The organism is Collimonas sp. (assembly GCF_039923675.1).
Taxonomy (GTDB): domain Bacteria; phylum Pseudomonadota; class Gammaproteobacteria; order Burkholderiales; family Burkholderiaceae_D; genus Collimonas.
Genome location: NZ_JBDTCG010000009.1, coordinates 1 through 10,779, shown reverse-complemented (window position 1 = coordinate 10,779; position 10,779 = coordinate 1). Strand labels below are relative to the sequence as shown.

Here is a 10,779-nt window from a genome sequence, read left to right as displayed (position 1 = left end):
ACGCAGGCCAGCCAGCCGCTGTAGATCATGGCGATCAGTCCCCAGGTCGGCAGCTCCAGCCGCGACCACCAGGTTACGGCTGGGAGTTGTTTGTCTTCGGCAGTGCCAACGCCTGGATCGATGTGGGCGGGGAGGTAGGTTGCAGCGCTCTGGGAGGATGACTGCATGGGCGGCTCTCAATTGATTTTCCGTCAATAATGCGTGCGGATGCGGGAGAACGGAACGAATCATTTTGAGCATGCATATGCAAAATCGGCGCGAACTCTTGACGCAATTTTCTGATTAGCCGAGGCGACAAGCTGGATAGCAGATGAAGGCGGTTTGTTGTATTTTTGCCACCCGCTATTGCCCAGCGGACAGAGTTTCAAAAGCATTTCAGATACCCAGCCGGTCAAGGTCAGCATGACCGTGCGTTATTCGATTTCTACCAACAGTGTCGCGGATGTATATGAAAAATACAGCCACGATGGCGATTTGTCGTCGTATGTGCAAACCGCAACCCAAGAAATTTTCAAGGCGGTAACAGCAAAATACAGCGCGCCGGATCTGATCGCGCGCCGCTCGGAGGTGAGCACCGATATCAGCACCGCTTTGCGCGACAAGTTGAAAATCTACGGCGCCCAGGTTATCGGCATCGATATGCGGACATTTTCATTTTCTCCTTCATACATGGCGGCGATCAATGAAAAGGTAACTCAGGAACAGCTGCGCCTGGGTGCGGAAAACAAACTCAAGACCGTCGAGGCGGAGCAGAAGCAGAAGGTGGCGGTGGCTGAAGCAGAAGCGCAGGCCATGCGCGCCAGCGCCGATGGCGAAGCGTACTCGCAATTGAAGATTGCGACCGCGCAGGCAGATGCGCTGAAAATTCAAAACGCTGCGCTGGCGCAAAACAAGGATGTGCTGGAATTGCGCCGGATCGAGGTCAATATGGTGAGGGCCAAGCAATGGAAGGGCGATGTCCCGACGACAATGTATGGCTCGGCGCCGATCCCGTTTGTGACGAATAAATAGAACCCCGATTTACGTCGCAAAAAGCTGGTCAATCCGACACAAACGTTGCGATGAAACGACTTTTGCCATTGCCATGACTGCCACCGACATCAATGATTACGTTTGAAATAAGCAACCAGATCAGTGACCTGAAACATATCGTTGAACTGCAGCGGCTGAATCTGCTGGACGTCGTGGCGTCCGATCAGCGGCAAACGGAAGGCTTCGTCACCATGAAATACACTGTCGGGGAGCTGCAGATGATGTGCGGCGGCTACCGGCATGCCGTCGCGAAATCCGATGGCGTCGTCATCGGCTATGCCTTGACCATGCTGAAGAATTGCAGAACCTCTTTCCCCTTCCTCGATAGCATGTTCGAGGATGCCGAGGCAGCCGTCTTTGACGGCGTGCCGATGCGGGAAAGCAGCTATTTTTTCATGGGACAGATTTGTGTCGACAAGGGTTTTCGCGGCAAGGGTATTTTCAGGAAACTTTATGAAACGCAGAGAGAACAGATGCGCGCCGATTTTGATTTCATTGTTACCGAGGTGTCGGTTAATAATGTCCGCTCCCTGCGAGCGCATCGGCAGGTCGGCTTCATAGACATTGGGCATGGCGGCGCCGGCACCGTGGAGTGGCGCGTGATTGCCTGGGATTGGCGTTGATCAGCATCCGCGCCATGATTGTGGCATGTTCATTGCATAGGATTGTGCGTGCGCCAACCCGGTCCGATCGCGGTTACACTGGCTGAAACGCCGCGACTATCGCTATATAAACATCTTGATCCAGGTGAATCTGATGAGACTTGCAAAATTACTGCTTCTGCTATCCCTCAATGTATTCGTCGTGGGCGGACAGAATGCGCGCGCCGACGGCTTGAGCGATGTCCAGAAACGCGGCATCCTGCGGGTAGCCGTGCCGCAGGATTTTGCGCCCTTCGGTTCCGTCACGCCAGATCTGAAACTGCAAGGGCTGGACGTCGACGTCGCCGGGCTGCTTGCGAAGAGCATGGGTTTGAAGTTGGAACTGGTGCCGGTCAGCAGCGCCAACCGCATCGCCTATCTGCAAACGCACAAGGCCGATCTGGTGATTTCGACCTTAGGCAAGAATCCTGAGCGCGAAAAAGTGATCGCCTTTTCACAGCCGTATTCGCCCTATAACAATAGCGTTTTCGGCCCTGCCGCCATCAAAGTGAGCGGTCCCGCCGACCTGGCAGGAAAGACGATCGGCGTGGCGCGCGGCACTTTCCAGGACAGCCAGCTTACCGATACCGCGCCGGCCAGCGCCACCATCAAGCGCTACGAAGACAACAATGGCATGATCTCGGCGTACCTGGCAGGCCAGGTGCAACTGGTCGGCACCGGTGATTTTGTCGCTGTCGCACTGGCCGGAAAAATGGCCGGCAACAAGCCGCAAATGAAATACATCATCCAGGAATCCGCATGCTATGTAGGCCTGCTCAAGGAAGAGCCGGCACTGATGGCGCGCGTCAATGCCGCGCTGACGCAAGCGAAGAAGGACAATGAACTGAATGGCATCGTGCAAAAATGGCTGAATGTGCCGTTGCCGGAGAAGCTGGCAAAGCAGTTTGAATGAGCGGCTATGCAATGAAGCCAGTCCGGCTTGGTGCTTTCAAAGCGACGCATCACTTGGATGCAGGTCAGGAGCGATATTGAATTCCAGGTCCAGATAAGAATTCACATCCATTCCGTTCAGCCTGGCTGGAGTAAAGGCAGTGCGGACCAGCATCTTGGTAATTTGCTCAACCGCGCGACGATCATCGTCAAGGGCTTGCAATTGCTCGACGCGGATCACCAAGCCCTTCGCATCAATATAGAGCCGCAAGCGAATCGGCAACCCGGAGACGGCCAGCCCGCTCATCAAACCGGCATCCGGCGCGCTGTATGGCAATGCGCTCTTGTCAACGTCTTGCGGTCCGAAGAAGATCGGCATGGATGATTGCGGCGGCAACTCTGCGATCCGCGTTTTTGCCGCCTCCGGCCGGGATCCAGCCGATGTCGTGATTTCTGCCGCCGTTTTTGTAGCGATGGCCTGAGGGGGCGTAGTAATCAGGCGGACATCCACGTAGCTGTCGCGGCCGGTATTTGCGTCGCCTGCTGTGCGGATGGTGGCATCGGCCTGATGCCACCACAATGTTGCAACGGCCAGGTGAACCACAATGGACGCAGCGACGCAAGGCCATCGATATGCACTGCATTCAACGCCCTTGATACCTGCCACAAGCGGTTGCCGCCTTAACGTTACGCCGTCCACACGCCTAGTTCGAGACTGGAATCTGACGCCAGTTCAAACGGTTGAATGGATCGCTGACAGGGGGCGGCTGAAGCGGCGGGGTGCTGCCCGAACCAAGGGTGGTCGTGTCGACCAGTCTTATTTTGCCATTGATATTGGCCCAATAGAGCCCGTTATTCAACCCCGGCGTAGTGACAAATATCTGTCCGTCTGGTAGCTGTAACTGCGATTTCCCGGTATCGTAGCTGACCGCGTAGACATCGTTGCTTCCTGAAGGCGTGCAAGCGTCGCCATCGGGAAGGTTGGCGGCAAACGCCACCACGCCGGCGTTGGCCGCTGCTTGTGATGTAACCCGCCCGGCAATCTTGTTGCTACTGACCGGCAGATCGATGTACCAGCCAGACGGATTGGCCGGGCTTGATCCGATCCCGGTGGACACAGCCGTGTCGGCATTCAGGTTGGCGCGGGTGATCGGGTAGGCGACACCCTTCGGCAACGTCGCCGAGGTGTCAAATTTGCCGCCGGTGCCATCGTTGATTGCGTAAAAGGTTTGCATCTGGCTGCTCTTGATGTCGCTGTCCGCGAGCAGTTTGCCGGTACCGATCAGCACATATCTTTTCAATGAATTCTTATCGACCTCGATCAAAGGCCGGGTCGTGACAGGCTGCCCGATAGCTGCTTTGGACGAGTCCCTCAAAGAGGCAATTTTGGTCGGCGCATCGTAAGCGGCACCGGTGGTTTTGGTCAAATCCAGACGCCAGAGATTGCCAAGCAGGTCGCCCGCATAGACGGCATCTGCAGTGTAATTAGTATAGTCGCCGATGTACGCAGATGCCTGCGCCAGTCCGCTTGGTGCCGAAGCAGTGCCGGCGCCGGTTGGGATCGGCGGCTCCAGCAACTTGCCGTTGGCCGGATCGACAATATAAAAATAGCCGTTGCCGTCCGCATTGTTGTAACCCGAAGTCAGAATCACGACCCAGCCGTACTTAGCGGTTTTCACGACCACCGGCTGACCATAGCTATAGCCCATGGTCGCATCGGTAAATTCCCACAGTACGGCTTTGGCAAGATTGCTCTCATTGCTCAGCGTAGCGGGATTGCTGACATCCAGCGCGTAGTAACCTTTGCCGCCTTTGCCCAAGCCGCCGATCAGTACCGAATGCCAGGCAGCTGTCGTCGTTGCCACGCCAGGGCTGCCGGACCTGCCAAAATCGATATCGGTCACCACTGGTGTCGCATCGACAAAAAAATGATGAATATAGTGGATGTTGGTCAGTGAAGCCAGTCCGTTCACCGCAGGTGTGGCGGTGGGGCCCTGAAACAGGAAACTTGGCACATAGGCGAACAGTTCTTTCCCGCCAGATTCGTTCAATGTGCCATCAAAGGCATGCAACATGCCATCGTTGGCGCCGACGTAGACCACCGTGCCACGCGATTTCTGAGCGGTCTTGAAGTCGCTGTAGCCCGGATTGGCGGCATCCGCATAAGTTGCAGACGGTGCAGCCACCGCTACTGCCTTGGATGCAACAATATCGCCCAGCAGATAGGCGCGCTGACGAAACGGTGCGCCTTCCTTGCTGCGGTCGCCTCGCAGGAAATTCACCACATCGGTGCTGGTCACGCCGCTCACTGACAAGGCGGCAGCATTACCGCTATTGCTGATGCTGGCGGAGCGGAACGCCACACCCTTGCCGGCATCGCTGGTCGCGATAAAACGCTGCTTGTCCCAGCCAAGCGCAGCCGCTTGCGTTTCCAGCAGCAGGCGTGCATTCCATGCGGTCGTTGGGGTAGGCTGTCCGGACGTTGCATCGAATATCAGCGTACTGCCGGTCACATCGCCCGACCAATTTGCGGCAAAGTACTGTGTGCTGTAGCTGGTAGCACCATCGGCAAGATTTGCCGGCGAAGCAACTGTCAGCGACGAAGAGAACTGGGACGCGGTATTGATATTTTTAAAAGCATCGTTCAGCGACGATACCATCAGTGCGGCCTTGCCGGCATCGTAATAATTATCGGGCCTCGGATCGCCGTTTCTGTCCGTATCGCCGGTGCTGTTCCATGTGGATTGTGCCAGCGCCGTAGTATTGCCATAGGTGCTGTAGCCATCCGGAACCGAAAAGCCGCCATATTTGGCGGCTAGCCAATACTGATTGCCCTTGTTTTCGAGATTGCTTTCCATGACATCCAGCCAGTAAGTGGCGGCGGTCGTCTTGAACAGCTTGGTTTGTTTCTGCTCGCCAGTATTATTATCGATAACAGGATTACCATTGACATCGAAAACACCTTTCATAAAATCATTGGGCCGCAGATCGCTGGTGTGCGCTGCATAAGCAAGGCCTGCAATGAAAAAGGTATTGCCGTCCGAGCAGCACCAGGGTGGATTTGCCTTTTCAAGATTGCTCAAACCTTCCAGCGCGCCGACCTTGCTGGTCGCATCCGACACATTAAAGGGCCACTTGTCTTGCTTCGGCGAGGCCGGCAAGTCTGAGCTGACCTTGGCGGGCATGGGGGGCTCATTGGTGTCGATAATGGTGCTGCCGGGGAGATTGGCGTCGGCATGGGTATTTTCGTCGCCGATGCCGATGATGAAATTCTTTTGACAGGCATATTGGATTGGGTCGTCCCAGCTGGTAATCACAGGGAAGCCATCGGTCATGGCAGCCGTCAGCTTATTGCTGTATGCCGCCACGTTACCGACATGCCTGAGATAACGCAGCGCGGCGTAATACATTTCGCCGACTGGGTCATAGAGCTTGTACCCGAGGCTGTACAGGCCGAATTTATTCAAATAATTGATCACGCCGCTGTTGGCGATGGTGCTGCCGGTGGCATTGCCGGTAGCGTCGGCGTCAGCGCTATCGGGATTGTCGACATAGATGCCGGTAGCCGGATCCCATTCTTTTTGCAGATTGTCGATACTGGTCGATCCCGGCACCGGTATCTGCGGGCCGACTGATTTCATCCGGGCGCGCAACACGCCGCCATCGCGCCTGATGTTCGAATCATAGAGATAGGAAAACGTGGCGAACCGTAGCTTGTCCGCATTGTTCTGGATCAGGCCGGTCGGCTTGTAGATATTATCGCCATACTTGGTGCAATTGGCTTCCAATGACACCGTCGGATCGCAGACCTTGACGCGTACCGGTATGTCGAAGGTGGCGTCATTAGTCCGGCTTGACATCGGCACGTTGGCGCCGTTGACTGTCATTGCCGAGGTGACAAAGACCGCTGAAGGATCGGGAATGTCGTCTTTGGCTATGGCAGTCCAGTCGTTTCTGTTCGCCACCCGCATCGAGGTAGCAAAGTTATACACTCGCACGTAAATATTCGACCAACCGGTGAAAGGCGTTGCGCCGCTGATCGTTGTCGCATCATTGGTAATCGCCTGCACCGGGAATTTCGAAGCCGCGGCCTGATTCGACATGTAGCCTTTTTGCAATACGGTCGTGGTCGCCGTGTCTATGAGGCGATAGCCGCCGGTCAATGCCCAGCGGAACGGATCGATAGTTGGCGTGGTGGCCCAGTTCAGGAAGTTGCCGCTCCATTGCCCTGAACAAGCATGGCTTGCGGCAGCTTTTTGGGGGACAAAATAGCCATTCTGATTGTCGAAGTCATAGCATTTGTCGGGATCGAAATAGCCGATAAAAACCGTGCCGGACGAATATGCCGCGGTATGCGCGCGGCTTAGCGCAGTCGGATATTCGACCGATAGCGCTAGCAGTACATTGGATGGCACACTCACGCTGCTGAACAAGGGCGTATCGCTCAGTGCGGTTTGCGCTTGCGCGGTGTGGGCGCAGCCCAGCATCAGGCCGGTGAACGCGAGACTGGCCAGCCAATAGGGCGCCAGCGGCGATTTAAGGACTTGATTCATGATTTGTGCTCCTGTCGGCTATCCGGTATTAGACATAAGGCATGAAGCTTCAAGCGGGAGAAACGCTGGCCGCCAGCCTTGTGTGCGTTAATGCGTTTATTGCGTTTAATGCGTGAACGTAATCTGGGCAAACGTCTGGGTATTGCGCGGGCCGAGCGCCATGATAGTGAGCCGGTATACCGGCCCCAGGCCCGCGCTCACCTTGATCAAGTTGTTGGTGCCGCCCTTGTCATCGACAAACGAACCCATGGTGCAAATCGACTTGTCGGGAACGGTCCCCGAGACGCACATTCTGTCGATGACATAGCGCAGTCTGATACCCGTGCCGGGGTCTGGAATATCGTCTTTTGTCGCCTTGATCAGGACGTCAGGGATGCCGGGTATTTTTATCGAAGGCAGAACGTGCGCGTAGTAATTTTCAGCCGTCACATCGTTGTACAACACCGCTTCCGATACCAGGGCGCCAGTGACAAACTTGGCCCTGACTTGCGCCACCGCCAGTTCGGTCTGATTGGCCAGGTCGCGTTTGAAGGCGAGATTGCCGGAGGTTAGCAGCGCGGTGTCGGTCGAACTGATCAGTGCGACACTGGCCAGCATCAGGATCAGCAGGGAAATCAGCGCCATGATCAGGACCGATCCGCGCTGCGGCGCACGGATGTTACGCTTCTCCCGTGAACCAGAAGATAACGATTGAAAGTGGAAGGCAGATATGGTCATCAGAAGTCCCTTTTAATTCAGCACCAGCGCATTGCGCAAAGGGATGGTCGCTTCCAGCACGCGATAGCGGAAAGTCTGCTCGGCGGCGCCCAGTGTTTTCGTATAAGGAATGGCCGTATCGGCAAACATGCTGAATGTCTGCGATTGCGGCACGGCTTTCTTGTCTTCTACTGCGGAACGGGTGATCAAGCCGATCCTGATCGCTTTGATAGACGCAATATTTTTGCCGGCATTGATGCTGCCATCCAGCAGCGCACTGGCAGCATATGCGCCGGTCGGGGCGGTCCATTTTATGATGCCATTGTTCGCCGTATCGATGCCATAGATGGCGTGTAACTCCACCACGCCATCGCCGATCAGGTCGTCTTTGGTAGCATCGCCATTCAGCAGGTCGAAGCCGGCCAGTGTATTGCCGGCGCCCACGCCATACAGCTTGAAGGATGGGCTGGCACCAAGATTGATCGCTACCGAATCGGGAGAATAACTGGCTAAAGTCTTATCGCTGCCAGCCGTGTAAAACGCGCCCCCAAGCGGCAAAACGCCAGCCCCGGGATCACCGCTATAACTGGCATCGACGGTTTCAATCAGGCAGGCTGGAAGCGAAGCGGCGTCCGGGCGGTCGGCCACCAGCAATTGCTGGCCTGCTGAAAAAGACAAGGTATTCAATAAATGTAATTGAGCGGTGGAACTGACAGTGGGCGCACTGGTTGACTCGATCGGCATTTCGCCGTAACCGGCAGATCCAGCCATCACCATCAGGGTGTCGGAAAGCTGGGAGCCACTGGGGTCGTGCGATATGATGACCGGCGCCATCCGGAACACGCCGCCGATATTCGCTTTCAGGCTGTCGAAGGGGCTCGGTAGGGTTGCCGGAGGAATCACCACCGTGCTGCCGCGTCTGGCGTTGATCGCACAGCCGAAGGTCAAAGTATATTGCTGGGAAAATCCGGTGCCGGCGTTTCTGATCGCCTGATCCAGTTGATACATCGCGAAAGCGCCATTCTGGTTCATGTCGTTGGCGCCGGTGGTGTTTCTTTTGCGCGCCTCACTGACCGAAATCACGCTAAAGATAGCCAGCGAGACCACCAGCCCGATCACCAGCGCCACCATCAGCTCAAGCAGGCTAAACCCATGCTGAAACGCCGGACGGATAGGAGTAGCCGTGTTTTTCAATAATTTCATCATTGCACCACCACCTCGGTCAGATAGGTATGCTTGGCGCCTTTGGCATTGCCCTTGGACGCGGGAGTCCAGGTAATGGCTACAGTGACGACTGAATTATTGCTGGGATCCAGCTTGGCGCTAGCTGTGCCGTTGCCGTCCTGTAGCACTTGCTTCACCGTGGTCTGCCAGTTGGCATAGTCCTTTGCCGCTCCGGCATCTGCAGCGCACACAGCGTCACAACTGCTGCCGATCAATTTATGCTTGCTCCACAATATGGCGACCAGGTTGTCGGCCAGTAGCGCTGCTTGTGTACGATCTTCGGCGCTGACGGAATTGTTGATCGCGGTAGCCTGCAAGCCGACCAGACCTAGGATTCCGAAGGAAAATATCAGGAGCGCAACCATGACCTCGATCAGCAAGAATCCGGGTTGTTGTTTGGGATGTTTTTTCATGTTCAGCAACCGGTCGGCGTTGAGGTGGAGAAAGTTATCTGCGGATCGCACATGCGTATCTGGCCGCTTTGCGTGACCAGCACCCTGAGCTTGCGATAGCTCCCTTTGGGAATGTCGATATCGACCGCATAGACAGCGGCGCCGGCGTTCTCCAGGCGGCCAAGGCTGTTGAAGGTAAGGGTGGCCACACCGGGGCTGGTGGCCGGGGACAGGGTGACAGTGACATTGGCAGCGGTCACTGAAGAGCCTTGCACGTAAAGATTGTAATTGGCGTCGCTGGTGTCGCTGTCCAGTAGGGCGCTATGTTGCTGCACATACCAGTTGGTGCCGGACGCAGATGTTATTGCATCTTTCTCTGGGTTCAATGACGTCAATCGGAAATCGACCAGGCGGCTGCGCCGCACAGCCTCAATCTTGGCCAGCCGGATGCCGTTTTGCAACGTTTCGGCGGTGGATCTGATCTTGGTGTTCTGAATCCAGGTGGTAAACGACGGTATGGCGACACCCATCAAAATCGCCGCCACAGCGATCGTGACCATCAATTCTATCAGGCTGAAACCCCGGATTTCAGAAGGCGACGGCGTCATGTGCATTGGCCTTTTTTGACTATCCAGGCTGTAGCACAGGTATTGCCCCAACCTGATTTTGTCCCTGACGTCGTTTTTACCAGCCCGCCGGCAACCGTGTAAGCGTAGGCGTAGTGGAAATCACTGACAGGCCCGGGGCTCTTGCCATCGGCTGTAATGGTGTATTCCGAACCGGTGGCGTTGTACGAGCAGTTCACTTTGAAATTGTTGAAGGTGCTGGCGCAAACGAAGCCTGTGTATTTCCGGTTGTCCTGGTAATACTGTTCCAGTTGCGCTTGTGTACTGGACATGCCATTGGTCGCATCCACCAGGTAGCCGCGGATGACATAATCGGCATAGTTCGGATAGGCAATGGCCGACAGGATCGCGATGATCGCGACCGTGACCATCAGTTCGATCAAGGTAAAACCTTTGCCAGACTTGTCCATGTTGCGCTTTTCTTGGAATATGGTTGTTACAGATATCGAGACAACGGATGAGGCGGCTTGCATGCAGCGGCCGCCTCGCTTGCATCGGTCAGATAGAGAGCTCGGACTCGACATCGGCGACCTTGCGGCGCGCCAGCGCGAGATTCGCACGATCCTTGACCAGCACCAGATAGACGAACAGGCCGCTGGCGGATTCGACCGGACGGATGATGTGGTACTGCTTGGTCAGCGTGATCAGGATGTCTTCAATCTTGTCGCTGATATTGAGCGATTTCATGGTGTTCAGCTTCGCTCGCACCACTTCCGTGTTACCG

Annotated in this window: 10 protein-coding genes and 1 pseudogene; 2 read left to right on the top strand and 9 right to left on the bottom strand. The window is 55.8% G+C overall.

Annotated elements, in window-relative coordinates; genetic code table 11:
• The first annotated feature begins 324 nt into the window (after nt 1-324).
• Nucleotides 325-1,011 (top strand): SPFH domain-containing protein, encoded by a 687-nt coding sequence (locus ABI171_RS01590; protein ID WP_348099212.1) that lies wholly within the window; start codon nt 325-327, stop codon nt 1,009-1,011.
• Nucleotides 1,012-1,100: 89 nt separating this feature from the next.
• Here the strand turns inward: ABI171_RS01590 and ABI171_RS01585 are convergent, their stop codons facing one another.
• Nucleotides 1,101-1,604, bottom strand: a complete 504-nt coding sequence (locus tag ABI171_RS01585) for a hypothetical protein (protein WP_348099211.1) — start codon at nt 1,602-1,604, stop codon at nt 1,101-1,103.
• 184 nt (nt 1,605-1,788) lie between these two features.
• On the opposite strand from ABI171_RS01585, the gene ABI171_RS01580 reads away from it, so the two are divergent.
• Nucleotides 1,789-2,586, top strand: a complete 798-nt coding sequence (locus ABI171_RS01580) for a transporter substrate-binding domain-containing protein (RefSeq protein ID WP_348099210.1) — start codon at nt 1,789-1,791, stop codon at nt 2,584-2,586.
• 36 nt (nt 2,587-2,622) lie between these two features.
• Here the strand turns inward: ABI171_RS01580 and ABI171_RS01575 are convergent, their stop codons facing one another.
• The 8 genes and pseudogenes from ABI171_RS01575 to ABI171_RS01540 all read right to left on the bottom strand — a co-directional run.
• Nucleotides 2,623-3,168, bottom strand: coding sequence for a hypothetical protein (locus ABI171_RS01575; protein WP_348099209.1), 546 nt, complete (start codon nt 3,166-3,168; stop codon nt 2,623-2,625).
• Between the two features lie 100 nt (nt 3,169-3,268).
• On the bottom strand, nt 3,269-7,117 hold the full coding sequence (locus ABI171_RS01570; RefSeq protein WP_348099208.1) for a PilC/PilY family type IV pilus protein: 3,849 nt from the start codon (nt 7,115-7,117) through the stop codon (nt 3,269-3,271).
• Nucleotides 7,118-7,222: 105 nt separating this feature from the next.
• Complete coding sequence (locus ABI171_RS01565) at nt 7,223-7,834, bottom strand: hypothetical protein (protein WP_348099207.1); 612 nt, start codon at nt 7,832-7,834, stop codon at nt 7,223-7,225.
• 12 nt (nt 7,835-7,846) lie between these two features.
• Complete coding sequence (locus tag ABI171_RS01560) at nt 7,847-9,019, bottom strand: PilW family protein (protein WP_348099206.1); 1,173 nt, start codon at nt 9,017-9,019, stop codon at nt 7,847-7,849.
• Complete coding sequence (locus tag ABI171_RS01555; RefSeq protein WP_348099205.1) at nt 9,016-9,450, bottom strand: prepilin-type N-terminal cleavage/methylation domain-containing protein; 435 nt, start codon at nt 9,448-9,450, stop codon at nt 9,016-9,018. Before ABI171_RS01555 ends, ABI171_RS01560 begins: the two co-directional genes overlap by 4 nt.
• 2 nt (nt 9,451-9,452) lie before the next feature.
• Nucleotides 9,453-10,037, bottom strand: a complete 585-nt coding sequence (locus ABI171_RS01550; protein WP_348099204.1) for a GspH/FimT family pseudopilin — start codon at nt 10,035-10,037, stop codon at nt 9,453-9,455.
• The gene (locus ABI171_RS01545; protein ID WP_348099203.1) at nt 10,034-10,465 is read right to left on the bottom strand and encodes a prepilin-type N-terminal cleavage/methylation domain-containing protein; all 432 of its coding nucleotides are present in this window, start codon (nt 10,463-10,465) and stop codon (nt 10,034-10,036) included. Before ABI171_RS01545 ends, ABI171_RS01550 begins: the two co-directional genes overlap by 4 nt.
• An 88-nt stretch (nt 10,466-10,553) precedes the next feature.
• Nucleotides 10,554-10,779, bottom strand: a pseudogene (locus tag ABI171_RS01540) (hypothetical protein); the annotation flags it as partial.